The organism is Streptomyces poonensis, assembly GCF_014650915.1.
Lineage (GTDB): Bacteria > Actinomycetota > Actinomycetes > Streptomycetales > Streptomycetaceae > Streptomyces > Streptomyces poonensis.
In genome coordinates this window covers 363,757-380,272 of sequence record NZ_BMVW01000003.1, presented here as the reverse complement: position 1 = coordinate 380,272, position 16,516 = coordinate 363,757, and the positions used below count along the sequence as shown (strand labels likewise).

Below are 16,516 nucleotides of genomic sequence, written 5' to 3'. Positions count from 1 at the left end.
TTCTCGTCGTCTCACAGCACGCCGCGCCGGGCGAGGTTGCGCATCAGCGCTCGTACGCCGAACGTCCACGGCGCGGCCTGCTCACTGGTGACGACGGTGTTGACCAGAGCGCCGAGCCGCGGGCTCGAGATCCGCACGATGTCGCCGTACACGTGGGTGAAGCCCGCGCCGGGTGCCTGCCGGTCCTCGGTGGGGGCGAACAGCGTGCCGGTGAACAGCACGAAGCCGTCCGGGTACTGATGGTGCGGACCGTGCGTGGCGGCCACCAGGTCCAGTACGTCGCGGCTGATCTCACGCAGGGAACTGCTGCCGTGCAGTACGTAGCCGTCCGTGCCGTCGACCCGCAGGTCGACGTCGAGCCCGCGTACGGTGTCGAGGTCGAAGCCGTCGTCGAGCAGGCGGACGAACGGGCCGATCGCGCACGAGGCGTTGTTGTCCTTCGCACGGGACAGCAGCAGGGCGCTGCGTCCCTCGATGTCGCGGAGGTTGACGTCGTTGCCGAGCGTCGCGCCGCGTACCCGGCCGCGCGAGTCCACGACGAGGACGACCTCGGGCTCGGGGTTGTTCCACACCGAGGCGCCGAGCACTCCGATGTCGGCGCCGGTGCCGACCGCGGACAGTACGGGGGCCTTGGTGAACACTTCCGGGTCCGGCCCGATCCCGACCTCCAGGTACTGCGACCACAGTCCTTCGGAGACCAGCAGTTCCTTGGCCTTGTCCGCTTCCGGCGATCCGGGACGGATGCCGTCGAGTGCGCCGCCCACCACCTGCCCGACGCGGGCCCGCACCCGCGCGGCCTGCGCCGGATCGCCGCCCGTGCGCTCCTCGATGACGCGCTCCAGCAGACTCCGGGCGAAGGTGACACCCGCGGCTTTGATCACCTGCAGGTCGACGGGGGCGAGCAGATGCGGAACGTCACGGCGGCCGGCCGGTGCCGCCAGCAGTTCGTCCAGGCGCCACACGTGTCCGCCCTCGGACTCACGGACCACTGTCGCCGCGTCCTCGCGTTCCATGAGGTCGGAGACGGTGGGTACGGTGGCCGTCAGGTCGACGACCTGATCGCCGCGGACCGCGGCCACGCACGGCCCGTCCTGTTCCGGGTGGTGGACGCGCGCGACGAGGGCGGCCTGGTCGGAGTCCTCCGGCAGGACGGAGCCGACTGTGAGGAGCGGACGGGGGCGCGCTGCTGCCGATTCCACGATCGATGCTCTCCTGGATGCGAGGGGGTGCGGTCGCCCGGGGCGGACTCAGGCTTTCAGTGGGAGTCGCGGGGGACCTCGTGTCCACGGCTTCCGCGCAGGAAACCGAAGTCGGCGCCCCGGTCGGCCTGTTCCACGTGCTGGGTGTAGAGCCAGGTGTAGCCGCTGGTGTACTGCTCGGTGGGGGCCTTCCACGCCTGCCGGCGTCGCGTGAGCTCGGCGTCGTCCACGTCCAGGTGCAGGGTGCGGTTCGGGACGTCGAGGACGACGGGGTCCCCGTCGCGCACCAGGGCGAGAGGTCCGCCGACGGCGGCCTCGGGCGCCACGTGCAGGACCACCGTCCCGTACCCGGTGCCGCTCATCCGGCCGTCGCAGACGCGCACCATGTCCTTGACGCCGGCCTTCAGCAGCTTGGCGGGCAGCGGGACGTTGGAGACCTCGGGCATGCCGGGGTAACCCTTGGGACCCGCGTTGCGGATGACGATGACGGTGTTCTCGTCGACGTCGAGGTCCGGGTCGTCGGCCACCGCGTGATAGGCCTCGGGGGAGTCGAAGACGCGCGCGGGGCCGCGATGGGTGAGCAGATGCGGTGACGCGGCGGACTGCTTGATCACGGCGCCGTCGGGGCACAGGTTGCCGCGGAGGACGGCGGTACCGGTGCCGGCCGGCTGGAAGGGGGAGTCGAGGCCCGTGATGACGTCGGAGCCGACGCGTGCGGTGTTGTCGGTGGTCTCGGTGTTCTCGGCGACGCTGCGTCCGGTGACCGTGATCTGTCCGCCGTGCAGCAGCTCGCCGCGGAGGAGCTCGGCCATGACGGCGGGCAGCCCGCCCGCATAGCAGAAGTCCTCCATGAGGTATTTGCCGCTGGGCATCAGATTGACCAGGGTGGGCACCGCGCGCACCAGCTCGTCGAAGTCCCGCAGGCGCAGGTCGACGCCGACGCGTCCGGCGAGGGCGGTGAGATGGATGATCGCGTTCGTGGAGCCGCCGATGGCCGCGTTGACCCGGACGGCGTTCTCGAACGCCTCGCGGGTCAGGATCTGCGAGGGCCGCAAGCCCTCCTCCACCATCCGTACGATGCGCCGCCCCGCCGCCTGCGCGGTCTCCATCCGCCGGGAGTCGACCGCGGGCCAGGCGGCCGAGCCCGGCAGCTGCATGCCGAGCGCCTCGGCCATGCAGGCCATCGTCGAAGCGGTCCCCATCGTCATGCAGTGGCCGTTGGAGCGGGCCATGCACCCTTCCGCGAAGAAGCTCTCCTCCTCGGTCATCCGGCCGGTCTTCAGGTCCTCCTCGAACTTCCACACGTGAGTGCCGGATCCCACGTCCTGGCCCCGGTACTTGCCGTTGAGCATCGGTCCGCCGGTGACCATGACGGCCGGCAGGTCGACGCTGGCGGCGCCCATGAGCATGGCGGGGGTCGTCTTGTCGCAGCCGGACAGCAGGACGACACCGTCGAGCGGATTGGCCCGGATCAGTTCCTCGACCTCCATGGCCATGAGGTTGCGGTACAGCATGGCGGTGGGGCGCATCAGGGTCTCGCCGGTGGCCATGGTGGGGAACACTAGCGGCAGGCCGCCCGACTGCCACACGCCGCGCTTGACGGCTTCGGCGACCTGGGTCAGATGGGTGTTGCACGGGGCCAGTTCCGAGGCGCTGGTCGCGATGCCGATGACGGGACGTCCGTCGAACACCTCGTGCCCGAGTCCCTGGTTGCGCATCCAGGAGCGGTACAGCATCCCGCTGCGGCCCTGTGCGCCGAACCATGCCTGGCTGCGGCGGTTCTTCTGCTGACCGTCGGTCATGTGGGCACTCCCGTGGCTCCGGCGTCGTCCGCTTGGCGATGGGGCGTTGTATGGGGCGTTGTCGGGTGAGGGCCCGCAGGCCGTACCCTGGAGCGCAATCATTGAATGATTCGATGAATGGTGTCCAGGGGGCGAGCGGAGATCGTGGCGCACTTCCTGACCACGCACCAGCGCGTGGTCGACGAACTCGGGCGGCGCATCGTGGGTGGCGCGTGGGAGCCGGGGGACCCACTGCCGGTGGAGGACGCGCTCGCGGCCGGGATCGGCGTCAGCCGAGGGGTGGTGCGGGAAGCGGTCAAGGCGCTGGTGGCCAAAGGGATGCTGCACGTGCGCCCGCGCACCGGCACGCGCGTGCTGCCCCCGGAGCACTGGAACCACCTGGATCGTGACGTGCTGCGCTGGAAACAGGCCGGGGACGCCGCGGCTCTGCTGCGCGACACGGGCGAACTGCGCCGGATCGTCGAGCCCGAGGCGGCCCGGCTCGCCGCCGGACGGGCCGGCCCCGACGACGTACGCGCCCTGTACGACTCCCTGGCGGCCATGGAGGCCGCGGCGGCGACCCCCGGCCGCAGCGGTTACGTCGAGGCCGACATCGCCTTCCACCGGGCCCTGCTCGACGCCAGCGGCAACCGTCTCCTCGGCTCACTGGGCCGCGCCGTCGACATCGCACTGGAGCACAGCTTCCTCATCAGCACCCGGACCCCCGGCGCGGTCGAAGCCTCGCTGCCGGGTCACCGCGCCGTCGTGCGAGCCGTCGAGGCCCGCGATCCCGCGGCCGCGGCGGCCGCCGTACTGGCCATCATCGAAGCCGCCGAACAAGAGATCATCCAGTCCCCCGTAATGCCGGGCGATGTCCCGCGCGATGCCGTATGACTTGTCACGGCCGCGCCCCCGCGGTGCCACGGGCACGGACGCGGAGGCGGGCGGCGCCGACGACATCCTCGTCCGGCCCACCGGGCAGGCCGACCGCGGTCCGCGCCGCGGGACTGCCGGCTGAGCACGAGCCGGCCGAGCGCGGCCGGCATCGGGGCGCGGCCCGTCGTCTTCGCCCGGCCGTACCGCTGCTCGTCGAGCACCGCATACCCCGGTCCGGGGGCCGTGGGCGGTCGCGCGGCCCCATGGCCGGCCGATGCTCCACCGGCGCCTCGCCCGCGACCACGAGATCCTGTCCGCCTGTTCCGAAGTCATGACCCGTCTTGCCGTGACCGACCGGCCTCATGACCCGCCGCCTCACCGGCGAGAACGCCATCTCCTGGTGCGACTCGGCGCTGAGCCCGTATCCAGAAGTCTTGCAAGGGCGTGGGCGGCGCGGCCAAGGGCGGGCTGAAGGGCAGTGTGAAGGGCGGCTTGAAGCAGGCGGGCAAGGAGGCCGTCGAGCAGGGCGTGAAGGAGACCGCCCGCAAGTCCGTCAAGGGGAACGCCTCGGCGACCTGGCGCGGGACCTGAACTGCAAGGTCCTGCGGAACGAGCCGGTCGACATGGCCACCGGCCGCATGGTCCTCCTCCAGACCGATGTGACCCTCCCCGGGACCTTCCCGCTGGAGTTCACCCGCACCTTCGAGTCCGCCTACCGCAACGGCGGCTGGTTCGGCCCCGCCTGGGCCTCCACCATCGACGAACGCCTCGAGATCGACGCCGAAGGCGTGTGCCATGTCGCCGCCGACGGCAGCGTCCGCGCGTACCCGCATCCGGCTCCGGGCCTGCCGGTGACGCTGGTGCAGGGCATTCCGTGGTCACTGGAGCGGCACCCCGACGGCTCCTACGAGCTCACCGACCCCGTCACGCGCATCACCCGCACCTTCGAGCCGCCGGCCGGCGCCGCACCCGGCGGCGACGGCACCGCGCGACTCGCCTCACTCGCCGACCGCCTCGGAAACTGGATCTCCGTCGACTGGGAGTCCCTCGGCCGGCCCCACTCCATGGCGCACTCCGGTGGCTACGAACTCCACTTCACCTGCGCCACCGACCGAATCACCCATCTCTCGCTCACCACACCCGACGGACCCGTACGGCTGCGCACCTACGCCTACTCCGAGCGCGGCTTCCTCACCTCCGTGGCCGACGCGGACGACCGCACCACCCGGTACCAGGCCGACGAACGGGGCCGCATCGTCGCCTGGACCGACACGAACGGCCGCTCCTTCTCGTACACCTACGACGACGCGGACCGGTGTGTCCACCACTCAGGGGGAGGCCCCGTTCGTGTTGCTCCGGGTAGGCATCACAGGTCGGGGATCGACTGAAGGTGGGGCGCGTCCACTCGATTTGGTCTGGTGAGTGTGGTTTTGTGATAGTTACTGTCCATGATCGGTGGGGGTGCCGGGCAGACGTTGTTGTCACGGCTGAGTGGCGCGGCGCGGTCGGTTTGGGCGAAGCATGACCGTGACAGTGACGGCTGGATGCCGTTGTGGCGGCATATGGAAGACAGCGCTGCTGTCGCGGGCCTGCTGTGGGATGAGTGGCTGCCTGCCAGTGCGCGCAGGGTAGTTGCCGGGGCTTTGCCCAATGATGAAGCGAACGGGCATGCGCTGGTGGTGTGGCTGGCGGCAGTGCACGACATCGGTAAGGCCACGCCAGCGTTCGCCTGCCAGGTGGAGCAGCTGGCGGATGTAATGCGCGCTGCGGGGCTGGGGATGCGGTCGCGGCAGGCGATGGGGTCCGACCGGCGGTTTGCGCCGCACGGGCTGGCTGACCAGGTGCTGTTGGGGGAGTGGCTGGAGGGCGGTGCGGCTGGGCGGCGCGGCAGGCGGGCCAGTTCGCAGTCGTGGTGGGCGGGCATCACGGAGTGCCGCCGGACCACGGTCAGGTCAAGGCGCTCCTCGAGCATGAGCAGTTGCTGCGGACGCCAAGCCGAATCGGCGGACTGTGGCGGCAGGTGCAAGCGGAACTGCTCGATGCGTGCGCGGAGCGGTTCGGGGTGTGCGAGCGGCTGGCGCAGTGGCAAGGAGTGAAGCTGCCGCAGCCGGCGCAGGTGCTGCTGACCGCGGTGGTGATTGTTGCTGACTGGGTCGCCAGTAACCCTGATCTGTTCCCGTACTTTCCGGAGGCCGCAGCCCATACCGGTGAGCAGCGGCTGGCAGCGGCCTGGCGGGGGTTGGATCTTCCGGCGCCGTGGGTGGTGCGGGAGCCGGCCGGGGAGGTGCAGGATCTGTTCGGCTCCCGGTTCCGGCTTCCGGCGGGAGCTGACGTCCGGCCGGTGCAGGCGGCCGCGGTCGGGCTGGCCCGGCAGATGCAGGCACCGGGGCTGATGATCATCGAGGCGCCGATGGGCGAGGGCAAGACGGAGGCGGCGCTGGCGGTGGCCGAGGTGTTCGCGGCACGGTCGGGTGCGGGCGGGGTGTTCTTCGCGCTGCCGACGATGGCTACGGGCAATGCGATGTTCCCGCGGCTACTGGACTGGATCAAACAGCTACCCGGTGCGGACGGCGCACGCCACTCGGTGCATCTGGCGCATTCGAAGGCGGCGTCGAACGAGGACTTCGCGCCTCTCATGGCCCGCAGTGGGCGGGTCGCGGCGATTGACGTGGACGCTGAAGATGGTTCCCCATGGCAGCCGGGCAGTCAGCCTTACCGCGCGGGCGGGGAACTGGTGGCGCATGCGTGGCTGCGGGGCCGTAAGCGGGCCATGCTGGCGTCATTCGTCGTCGGGACGCCGTCCCCGGGTCGAGTCGCTTGTCCATTCCCAGGTGGAAGGTGCCGTAGCGGTTGCCGTCGGACCGGAACAGCGCGGTCGGGCCGCGCCTGTCCTCGTCACTGGTCCTCGATGCCCGGGCCGGTTCCGGAGCCTGTCGGCCGGCAGGGTATTGACGTGAACGAATATGGACCGGAGCCGGTGCAGGGCGAGCATCGAGGTCTGCGCTCCCGGCCGTGCGAGCGGGCCGGTGGGCGGCGGGGCGCTCACGGCCGGTTCACGGAGGCGTCGGCGTCCTCGCCGCCGAGGCCGAACAGCCGGTCGTCGCTCCACCACTCCGGCGTCTCGTCGACGACCGGGGTGAGCTCCAGCAGCGTCACCTCGTTGCGGCCCAGGACGAGGTCCACGTCGGCGCGCCCGCCGGCTACGGGCACGCTCCGGTGCGAGCGGGCGGGTTCGGCGGCCTCACGGAGAGCGTCGAGCTGGCGGTTGCCGGGCGCGAGTGGCCGCCCCATCTCGCACCAGGCGGCCCAGGGATTGCCGGCGTCCTCGCTCACGGAGCGGCGGCGGGCGTAGGCGGAGCCCTGCGCGTCCGGGGCGCCGACGGGCAGGGACAGCCGGACGGTGTGGCCGTCGACGGGATCGCCGCCGGCCGGGTCGGCCGGCGACCAGGCCAGTACGGTGACGCGTCCGTCGCCGTGCCGCGTCACCAGGTGGTCCTCGCCTCGGGCGAGCACTTGCTCGCCCATCTCGGCCATGAACGTGTACAGGTGGTAGGTGGGCTTTCTGATCTGGCGATGCGTCAGCAGGCCGAAGCCGCCGTGGAACGGCGCGGTGGGGATGCCCACCTCCTCGAACACGTCGCTGAACGTCCAGTACGAGAAGGAGTCCGCGAGGTCACCCCCGTTCGCCAGCACCGGTGCGAGATACGCCGCGTGGAACGCGGTGTCATGGACCGGGTTGTCCGGCCGGTACGAGGAGTTGAACTCGGTGATGTGAAGCGGCAGGTCCGCGAGCCCGGTGCCCGCCAGCTGCTGCCGTGGGGCACCGAACTGCTCCAGCAGCGCGGACGCCGGCATGAGCGTCTGGTGAGCGCCGAACGGGACGGGCTGGACGGGGCCGGAAGAGTAGGCGTGGCGGCTCACGAAGTCGATCGGCAGGTCGCGGGCCTCGACGAACTCGGCGAAGCACTGGATCCACTCGTCCTCGTAACCCGGCGCCAGTGAGGGGCCGCCGACCTGGAGTTCCGCGTCGACCTCCTTGACGGCCAGCGAGGTCACCTCGTAGAGGCGGTGATAGGCGTCCTGGCCCGCGGGCCAGAACGGCGCCAGGTTGGGCTCGTTCCACACCTCGATCGGCCACCGGCGCACCTGGTCGATGCCGTAGCGGTCGACCAGGTGCCCGATGACGGCGCGGACGAGATCCGCCCACTCCTTCTCGTCGCGAGGAGGAGTGACGTTGCCCTTCCACCAGAACACGGTGTCGTCGCCGGAGGCGAGGCCGGACGGCATGAAGCCGAGTTCGAGGAAGGGCGCGATGCCCATGCTCAGGTAGGCGTCCACGACCTGGTCGACGTATGTGAAGGCGTGGCGCACGCGCCGCTCGCCGGCGTAGTCGTAGGGGCGGTGGACGCCCATCCCGTCACTGAGCAGGCCGTGCCCCCGGATGTGTCGAAAACCGATCTCCCGCTGAACGAGGTCGAGCGATTCCTGGTAGTCGCGCCGCAACGCCAGGTCGAGCCGGCCAGTGCCGACGCAGTGGCGCCAGGCGTCGGAGAGCCGGGCTGTCGGCTGCCGGGGGACGACGATCCGCATGGTGGGGTTCCTTCACTGCGGTGGGTGGGGGAGAGGGACTCGCCGGGGCGGGCGGATGGACCAACCGGCTCTCGCCCGACGTGGCGCGCACCGTAGGAAGAGGGGGAAGACGGTGTCAAGACGTCGAGCGGTCCGCCTGTCGGCGTTCGGTGTCCTGCCGGTGCCCGGTCGGCCGGGCACCGAAAGGGTGCGACCGAGCACGTTCCTGATTGTCACCGTTCCCGTTCGTCATTACGAACGACGGCCGCCATATCGGTAACGATTGCGCAACTCGCGAAAACTGCTGGTTGCCTCTCGTTCGATTCGGACGGTACACCTTGCTCCTGCTCGGCTGATGGACCATTAGTTTGCGCAAACTTTTGGCAGTCGAATCTTCGACGAAAAATCAGGGAGTTTCCACGATGATGAGGAAAACCCGCAGCGCGACGGCTGCCGCGATCGGCTTGTGCATCACACTCGCCGTCGCCGGCTGCGCCGGCGGCGGCGACAGCGGTTCTTCCGATGGCCAGGGGACGGTGACCCTCTGGACGAACGCGATGGAAGGGCGCGGTGCGCAGTACTGGAAGGACGCAGCGAAGGCGTACCACGCGCTGCACCCGGACGTCACGATCAAGATCCAGTCGGTCCAGAACGAGGACCTCGACGGCAAGCTGCAGAACGCGCTCAACTCGAACTCCGCGCCCGACATCTTCCTGCAGCGCGGTGGCGGCAAGATGCAGGCCATGGTCGACGCCGGCCAGATTCAGCCACTGGAACTGACCGGAACCGACAAGGCGAACGCGGGCGAAGCGGCCCTCGAAGGCGTCACGATCGACGGCAAGGTCTACGCGATGCCGCTCGACACGCAGCCCGAGGGCATCTACTACAGCAAGGACCTGTTCAAGAAGGCCGGCATCACTTCGACGCCGACGACGATGGACGAGCTCGAGGACGCCGTCGCGAAGCTGAAGGCGATCAAGGTCGCGCCGATCGCGGTCGGCGCCAAGGACGCCTGGCCGGCCGCGCACTGGTACTACAACCTAGCCCTGCGCGAGTGCAGCCAGGACACCATGCAGGAGGCTGCCAAGTCGCTCACGTTCGACGACCCGTGCTGGACCAAGGCCGGCGAGGACCTCGCCGGCCTCCTGGGAACCGACCCCTTCCAGAAGGGTTTCCTCACGGCGACGTCGCAGCAGGGCGCCGGGTCCTCGGCGGGCATGATCGCCAACCACAAGGCGGCCATGGAGCTCATGGGCAACTGGAACCCCGGTGTGATCGCCGATCTGACCCCGGACAAGAAGCCGCTACCCGACCTGGGCTGGTTCCCCTTCCCCGCCGTGCCCGGCGGCAAGGGCGACCCGACCGCCATCATGGGCGGCGCCGGCGGATACTCGCTCTCCAAGAACGCACCGAAGGAGGCCCTGGGCTTCCTCCAGTTCGTCGTGACCAAGGAGCAGCAGGAGGCCTACGCCGAGGCCTTCGACACCGTCCCGGTGAACAAGGAAGCCCAAGGGGGCGTCACCGAGCCCTACAACATCTCGGCACTGCAGGCCTTCAACAAGGCCGCCTACTCGATGCCGTTCCTCGACACCGTGTTCGGCCAGAACGTCGGCAACGCCATGAACATTGCCGTCGTGAACCTGATGGCCGGCAAGGGCTCCGCTGCCGACATCGTCAAGGACGTCAGAGCTGCCGCCGAGAAGGGCTGAGTAAGCAGACATGAGCGACACCCTGGGCACTGACACGGCCGACGGCCGCCAGTCGCAGGGCACGCCCGGAGCCGAGGACGCGGCCACGTCCGCGCCCCCGGCTCCGCCGCGAGCGACTGCGCTCCGCCGAGGCCGTGCCAGGATGCGACTGGAGATCGCGGTCCTGTCCGCACCGGCGGTCATCACGTTCCTGGCGTTCGTGATCTTTCCGGTCGCGCTCGCCGCGTACTACGGCTTCTACCAGTGGAAAGGCTACGGAGAGCCCACCGACTGGGTCGGCCTGAACAACTACAAGCTGATCCTCACCGACTCAGCGTTCCACGACGTCCTGTGGCACAACGGCCTGATCCTGGTGCTCTCACTGGTTATCCAGGGTCCGCTGGCGATCGTCCTCGCGCTCCTGCTCAACCAGAAGATCCGCGGCCGCTCGGCCATCCGCGTCCTGATCTTCGTGCCCTACATCATCTCCGAGGTCATCGTCGGAACCGGCTGGAGCCTGATGCTCCAGAGCGACGGAGCCGTCAACGACCTGCTGCACCGGATCGGCCTGGGCTCCCTGGCAGCCGACTGGATCGCCGACCCGGACCTGGCCGTCTGGACGCTGATGGCCATCATCACGTGGAAGTACATCGGCTTCGCGGTGATCCTGATGCTCGCCGGCCTGCAGTCGATCCCCGACGAGATCTTCGAGGCCGCTCAGATCGACGGCGCGTCCTACTGGCAGATCCAGCGCCGCATCACGCTGCCGTTGCTGGGACCGACGATCCGCATCTGGGCCTTCCTGTCGATCATCGGCTCGCTGCAGTTGTTCGACCTCGTCTACATCATCTGGGGTCAGTACGTCTCGGGCACCGCGGGCACCTCGACCATGGCGATCTACATGCTCGCCCAGGGCCGCAACGCGGGCAACTACGGCTACGGCAGCGCCGTCGCGGTCGTGATGTTCGTGATCTCGCTCATCGTCGCGCTGATCTACCAGCGCTTCGTCCTGCGCCGCGACCTCAGGGGCGCCGTCACCGAAGGGACCGTGTGATGAGCGCGACGACCGCCCGGATGTCCCCCGCGCCGGAGCGGAAGGCGCCCACCGGCCGCCGCGGCAACCGCGACAAGCCGCAGAAGTGGGGCAACCCCGTCACCTACTTCATCGCGCTGCTCTTCGTCGGCGTCTGCATCGCACCGGTGCTCTTCATCGTGCTCGGCGGATTCCGCACCAACTCGCAGATCACCACGGAGCCGGCCGCCCTGCCGCACCCCTGGGTGGTTGGCAACTACACCGGCATCCTGAAGTCGACGGTGTTCTGGGGCGAGTTCGCCAACTCCCTCATCGTCGCGATCACCAGCACCGTCGGCATCGTCGCCCTCGGTCTGATGGTGAGCTTTGTGATCGCGCGTTACGACTTCAGGCTCAAGGGCGCGATGTACGCCCTGTTCGCCGCGGGCCTGATGTTCCCGATGGTCATCGCGATCACTCCGCTGTACCTCGTCATCAAGGACCTCGGCCTCGTCGACAACCTGCTCGGCGTGATCATCCCGCAGATCGCCTTCGGCCTGCCGACGACCGTCATCATCCTCGTGCCGTTCCTCAGAGCCATCCCGAACGAGATCGAGGAGGCCGCCGCGATCGACGGCATGAGCCGCCTCGGCTTCTTCTTCCGCATGGTGGTCCCGCTGTCGCTGCCCGGTGTGGTCACCGTCGGCATCCTCGGATTCGTCGGCAGCTGGAACAACTACCTCCTGCCCCTGTACGTCCTCAACTCACAGGCGAACTACACCTTGCCGCTCGGCGTCCAGGTGTTCTCCTCGCAGTACTCCACCGACACCGCGAAGGTCCTCGCCTTCACCTCACTCGCCATGCTGCCCGCACTGGTCTTCTTCTCGGTCTTCGAGAAGCGCATCGTCGGCGGCCTCACCGGCGCCGTGAAGGGCTGACACCGGTACCAGGACCCGAACCGGAGCGTCCCACGCCTGCCCCTGCCATGCCTTTCGGCAGGGGCAGGCCGCCGGCCGCCGGCACCACCCGGCCCGCGACACCACCGCGCCGTCCCCCGGGAAAGGACCCCCGCATTGCCCCGCGCCCACATCGAACTCGGCAGGCAGGCCGTCATCGCTCCCGTCCGGCGCCGCACCTTCGGCTCGTTCGTCGAGCACCTCGGCCGCTGTGTGTATACCGGGCTCTACGAGCCCGGACACCCGAGCGCGAACGATGACGGGTTCCGCATGGACGTCGTCGAACTCGTCGGAGAACTCGGCAGCACGACCATCCGCTACCCGGGCGGCGACTTCGTCTCCGGGTTCCGCTGGGAGGACTCAGTCGGCCCACGCGAGAAACGCCCGGTACGCCGCGACCTCGCCTGGCGCTCGCTCGAATCGAACCAGGTCGGCCTCGACGAGTTCGCCGGATGGCTGAAGCTCACCGGCTCCGAGCCGATGCTGGCGGTCAACGTGGCCACACGGGGCATCCTGCCCGCCCTGGACCTGCTCGAGTACGCCAACCACCCGTCCGGCACGGCGCTGTCGGACCTGCGCATCGCCAACGGCACACCGCAACCGCACGACGTGCGCATGTGGTGCCTCGGCAACGAGATGGACGGCCCCTGGCAGACCGGATTCATGACGGCGGACGACTACGGCAAGCCGGCCGCCCGCACCGCCGCCGCGATGAAGAGGGCCGACAAGGACCTCGAACTGGTCGTCTGCGGCTCCTCCGGATCCACCACGCCGACGTTCGGCGACTGGGAACGCACCGTACTCGAGCACAGCTACGACCACGTCGACTACGTCTCGTGCCACGCGTACTACCAGGAGCACGACGGCGACCTCGGCTCGTTCCTCGCCTCGGCGACCGACACGGACTACTTCATCGACACCGTCGTCGCGAGCGCCGACCACGTGGGGCACAAGAAACGCTCCAACAAGAAGATCAACGTCTCCTTCGACGAGTGGAACGTCTGGTACCTCAAGGGGCACCAGGCGTCCGAGAAGATGCACGACGAGTGGCGCCACGCCCGTGACCGCGTCACCTCGGCATCCCTCGCACAGCTCGTCAACGTCATCGCTCCGATCATGACCGAGCCCGGCGGCCCGGCCTGGCGCCAGACGACCTTCTACCCGTTCTCGATCACGAGCCGGCTCGCCTCCGGCGAGGTCATCCGACCCCTCATCGAGGCGCCGACGTACGAAACGGCGCGCTACGGAGAGGCGTCCGTCGTCGACGCCGTCGCGACCGCCGACGAGGACCGGGCCGCGGTCTTCCTCGTCAACCGCGACCTGGCACAGGCCGCGCAGGTCACGATCGATGTGCGCAGCCTCGGCTCCTCGCGCATCACCGAGGCGGTCACGCTCGCCGACTCCGACGTGTACGCGAAGAACACGCTCGCCCGGCAGGACCGGGTGACCCCGGCCGCGAACAACGGCGCGGCACTCGCCGACGGCCTGCTCACCATCGAACTGCCGCCGACGTCGTGGACGGCGGTCGCCCTCCGGTGAGCGACGACACGAGCCCCGTCCGGGAGCCGGCCCCTCTCCGGAGCGGCGACCCGGCCCGTGAATCGCCGGACCCGGTCGCCGAACGCCGCGAGGTGACCTGTGCGGTGCGCGACGGAACACGGCTGCGGACCGTTCTGCTGGTTCCGCACGGGACCGGTCCGTGGCCGGCCCTGCTGACCCGCCATCCCTACGACGTGACCCGTGAGGAACACGACGGGATGCTCGACCTCGGGCGCCTCGTCGCCGCCGGTTATCTCGTCGCGCTCCAGGACGTACGGGGCCGCTTCGACTCCCAAGGCGTCTTCGACCCCTGTGCGCAGGAGGTGGCCGACGGCGCCGACGCCGTGGCCTGGCTCGCGGCGCGTCCCGAATGCACCGGCACCGTCGGCATGTGGGGCGCGTCCTACGCTTCGGACACCCAGTTCAGCGCCCTTCTGGGAGGCGCACCGGCGTTGCGGGCGATCGCTCCCGCCATGACGCCGGCGATGTCGGCGCTCGACGGCTTCCGGTTCCGCGGCGGGGTGCCGGAGATCGGAAGCACCCTTGCGTGGACGCATTACGCGATCGCCCCGGACCTGATCACGCGCATCGGTTCCGCCCGCGAACGGGAGGCGGAGCGCAAGCGGTGGGAGGCGACCGAGCGGGCGATCGCGACCCGCGACGCGTTCCGGGCCGGAACCCCGCACGCCGGATGGGACGCCGAGGCGATCGTCGGGTGGGGTCTGGGCCGGTTGCGGGAGCCGCTCGGGTCGGCGCGTCACCGCGAGGGGAAGATCGTCGACCGGATCGAGGCGGTCGACATCCCGGTCTTCCTGATCGGCGGGTGGTTCGACGTCTTCCTCGGATCGACCCTGGAGATCTACCGGCGGCTGCTGCGCCGCGCGAAGGACACCGGCGGGCCGGTGCCTCGACTTCTGGTCGGCCCCTGGTCGCATGACAACTGGTCGGGCCGGACAGCCGGTGTGGACTTCGGGCCGGCCGCGTCCGCCGACGATCTCGGCGGCGGCGGAGACCTCACCGCGCGGCACGTGCGGTTCTTCGACACCGCCCTGCGCGCGGACGCGGCGGACATGCCGCCGGTGCGCGTGTTCCTGATGGGCTCGAACCGGTGGATCGACCTGGACGAGTTCCCCCCGCGCGGCACGCGGACGCTCGAGCTGTACCTGAACGCCGGGGGAACACTTGCGACCGAGCCGGCCGGGAGCGGTGAACGGCGGCTGACCAGCGATCCGGCATCCCCGGTGCCGACGTGCGGCGGCGCGGTACTCCTCTTCGCGCCGTTCGAGGCGGGGCCCGCCGACCAGGGGGCGATCGAGGCGCGGCAGGACGTGGTCTCGTGGCGCACCGTGCCGCTCGCCGAGGAACTCACGGTGATGGGCGCGGTCCATGCCGTCGTCCACCTCGCGACCACGGGAACGGACGCGGATGTGGTCGTGCGGCTGTGCGACGAGCACCCGGACGGCAGCAGCCTCGTCGTCACCGACGGCGTGCAGCGGGGGTCGGCGCGGTCCGTCGACCCGGTCATGGGCCTGGGCGACAGACGGCCGGTCGAGCCGGACCAGGAACAGGAGTTCGTCGTGGACCTCTGGTCGACAGCACACACGTTCCTGCCGGGCCACCGGGTGCGCGTCGACATCGCACCGAGTTCGTCACCCCGCTGGGACGTCGGACGCAATGCCTTCGATCCGGCCGGGGCGGCCACGGAGCCCACCGCAGCGGAATACACGATCCGTCATGGCGCTGCCCGTCCGAGCCGCCTCGTCCTCCAGGTCATGACGACAGCACCGCGATGAGACCGACCGGAAAGCGACCGGAACACGCCTGCCCGCGTCATCGGCGTGGCGCCGCGGTCGTCGGCACGGGTCCGGTGGAGGCACGGACGACCAGCTCGGTGGCCAGCTTCATGCGGGCGGGGGACCGGGCGCCGCCGTATTCACGCCGGGACAGCTCGATCAGGAGCTTGACCGCCGCGGCGCCCAACTCAGTGCTGGGCTGTCTGACGGTCGTCAGTCCGGGGGTGATGTACTGCGCCTCGGGCAGGTCGTCGAAACCGATGACACTGATGTCCTCGGGAATCCGCAGGCCCCGGGCATCCAGTGCGTCGTAGACGCCGAGTGCCATGGAGTCCGCGCAGGCGAAGATCCCCGTGATCCCCGGGTCGCTGTCGAGCAGGGTATGGGTGGCGGTCGTCGCCTTGGCGCGGTTCCATCCGCCGTGGGCCACCGACACCGTGGCACTGCCGGCGGTCGCCGTGTCGGCCGCCGCACGGAAACCGTCGACGCGCGCTCGGCTGAAGAGATGGCGGGCATGGCCGGCGACCACCCCCATCCGCACATGGCCGAGGGACAGCAGGTGCTCAGCGGCCATACGGCCGCCTTCCCAGTTCGCCACGCCGACGCTCGCCACCCCTGACGGCGGTGTGCTCATCGGGTCGATCAGCACCACGGGCACGCCCGCGGCGAAGAGTGCGCCGAACTGCCGCGAGGCGGGATCGACCAGCGTCCCGATCGCGCCGAGGGTGCGCCTTCTCAGCACCCGCGACACCCAGTCGCTGTGCGGCTCGGCCAGCGTCAGTACGACATCGAGTCCCGCTGCTGCCGCTTCTCGCCCGACCCCGGCTATCAGCAGGTTCGCCCATGACCCCTCGAAGTGGGTGACCACGAGATCGAGCACGTGGGACAAGCCGCCCTCGTGCCGCACACTCTCGCCCTTGGACCCGGCCCGGCGGGTGTAGCCGACGGCGCGCACGGCTTCCATGACCTTCGCGCGCGTCTCCGCCGAAACGTCGGTTCCGCCTCGCAGCACCTTGGACACGGTGGGCACGCTCGTACCGGCGGTCTTGGCCACCAACGACAGTGTGGGGCGCGATCCGGCTGGTCGGGGAGGCATGGGCACA

12 protein-coding genes and 1 pseudogene are annotated in these 16,516 nt (G+C 69.9%); 9 read left to right on the top strand and 4 right to left on the bottom strand.

What is annotated here, in order from left to right; translation table 11 throughout:
• Positions 1-11: 11 nt before the first annotated feature.
• Entirely contained in the window at positions 12-1,199 is a 1,188-nt protein-coding gene (locus IE242_RS11700; RefSeq protein ID WP_189858108.1) for a fumarylacetoacetate hydrolase family protein, read from the bottom strand.
• A 56-nt stretch (positions 1,200-1,255) separates the two neighbouring features.
• The gene (locus IE242_RS11695) at positions 1,256-3,001 is read right to left on the bottom strand and encodes an IlvD/Edd family dehydratase (protein ID WP_189858106.1); all 1,746 of its coding nucleotides are present in this window, start codon (positions 2,999-3,001) and stop codon (positions 1,256-1,258) included.
• 117 nt (positions 3,002-3,118) lie between these two features.
• Between IE242_RS11695 and IE242_RS11690 the strand changes: the two genes are divergently transcribed.
• The 4 genes and pseudogenes from IE242_RS11690 to IE242_RS39190 form a co-directional block, all read left to right on the top strand.
• Positions 3,119-3,874 carry a FadR/GntR family transcriptional regulator gene (locus IE242_RS11690; RefSeq protein ID WP_189858104.1) on the top strand — a complete coding sequence of 252 codons (756 nt, stop codon included), beginning with the start codon at positions 3,119-3,121 and terminating at the stop codon, positions 3,872-3,874.
• A gap of 426 nt (positions 3,875-4,300) precedes the next feature.
• Positions 4,301-4,447, top strand: coding sequence for a hypothetical protein (locus tag IE242_RS11685; RefSeq protein ID WP_189858103.1), 147 nt, complete (start codon positions 4,301-4,303; stop codon positions 4,445-4,447).
• A gap of 32 nt (positions 4,448-4,479) precedes the next feature.
• Positions 4,480-5,244, top strand: a complete 765-nt coding sequence (locus tag IE242_RS11680) for a DUF6531 domain-containing protein (RefSeq protein ID WP_189858101.1) — start codon at positions 4,480-4,482, stop codon at positions 5,242-5,244.
• A 60-nt stretch (positions 5,245-5,304) separates the two neighbouring features.
• Positions 5,305-6,020, top strand: a pseudogene (locus tag IE242_RS39190) (CRISPR-associated endonuclease Cas3''); the annotation flags it as partial.
• A gap of 878 nt (positions 6,021-6,898) precedes the next feature.
• Here IE242_RS39190 and IE242_RS11670 read toward each other — a convergent pair.
• Positions 6,899-8,446, bottom strand: a complete 1,548-nt coding sequence (locus tag IE242_RS11670) for a GH39 family glycosyl hydrolase (RefSeq protein ID WP_189858099.1) — start codon at positions 8,444-8,446, stop codon at positions 6,899-6,901.
• A gap of 401 nt (positions 8,447-8,847) precedes the next feature.
• Between IE242_RS11670 and IE242_RS11665 the strand changes: the two genes are divergently transcribed.
• From IE242_RS11665 to IE242_RS11645, 5 genes are all read left to right on the top strand, one after another.
• Positions 8,848-10,134 carry an ABC transporter substrate-binding protein gene (locus IE242_RS11665; protein WP_189858097.1) on the top strand — a complete coding sequence of 429 codons (1,287 nt, stop codon included), beginning with the start codon at positions 8,848-8,850 and terminating at the stop codon, positions 10,132-10,134.
• Between the two features lie 10 nt (positions 10,135-10,144).
• Positions 10,145-11,167 (top strand): carbohydrate ABC transporter permease, encoded by a 1,023-nt coding sequence (locus IE242_RS11660; protein WP_189858095.1) that lies wholly within the window; start codon positions 10,145-10,147, stop codon positions 11,165-11,167.
• Complete coding sequence (locus IE242_RS11655) at positions 11,167-12,063, top strand: carbohydrate ABC transporter permease (protein ID WP_189858093.1); 897 nt, start codon at positions 11,167-11,169, stop codon at positions 12,061-12,063. Before IE242_RS11660 ends, IE242_RS11655 begins: the two co-directional genes overlap by 1 nt.
• A 135-nt stretch (positions 12,064-12,198) precedes the next feature.
• Positions 12,199-13,620, top strand: a complete 1,422-nt coding sequence (locus IE242_RS11650) for an alpha-N-arabinofuranosidase (RefSeq protein WP_189858091.1) — start codon at positions 12,199-12,201, stop codon at positions 13,618-13,620.
• Between the two features lie 104 nt (positions 13,621-13,724).
• Positions 13,725-15,413, top strand: coding sequence for a CocE/NonD family hydrolase (locus IE242_RS11645; RefSeq protein ID WP_229858808.1), 1,689 nt, complete (start codon positions 13,725-13,727; stop codon positions 15,411-15,413).
• Positions 15,414-15,450: 37 nt separating this feature from the next.
• On the opposite strand, the gene IE242_RS11640 is transcribed toward IE242_RS11645, so the two are convergent.
• Positions 15,451-16,467 (bottom strand): LacI family DNA-binding transcriptional regulator, encoded by a 1,017-nt coding sequence (locus tag IE242_RS11640; RefSeq protein WP_229858805.1) that lies wholly within the window; start codon positions 16,465-16,467, stop codon positions 15,451-15,453.
• Between the last annotated feature and the right edge of the window lie 49 nt (positions 16,468-16,516).

Coding starts and splice junctions, on each gene's coding strand:
- IE242_RS11695 (WP_189858106.1), bottom strand. CDS start 3,001: ATGACCGACGGTCAGCAGAAGAACCGCCGCAGCCAGGCATGGTTCGGC.
- IE242_RS11690 (WP_189858104.1), top strand. CDS start 3,119: ATGGTGTCCAGGGGGCGAGCGGAGATCGTGGCGCACTTCCTGACCACG.
- IE242_RS11680 (WP_189858101.1), top strand. CDS start 4,480: ATGGCCACCGGCCGCATGGTCCTCCTCCAGACCGATGTGACCCTCCCC.
- IE242_RS11670 (WP_189858099.1), bottom strand. CDS start 8,446: ATGCGGATCGTCGTCCCCCGGCAGCCGACAGCCCGGCTCTCCGACGCC.
- IE242_RS11665 (WP_189858097.1), top strand. CDS start 8,848: ATGATGAGGAAAACCCGCAGCGCGACGGCTGCCGCGATCGGCTTGTGC.
- IE242_RS11660 (WP_189858095.1), top strand. CDS start 10,145: ATGAGCGACACCCTGGGCACTGACACGGCCGACGGCCGCCAGTCGCAG.
- IE242_RS11655 (WP_189858093.1), top strand. CDS start 11,167: ATGAGCGCGACGACCGCCCGGATGTCCCCCGCGCCGGAGCGGAAGGCG.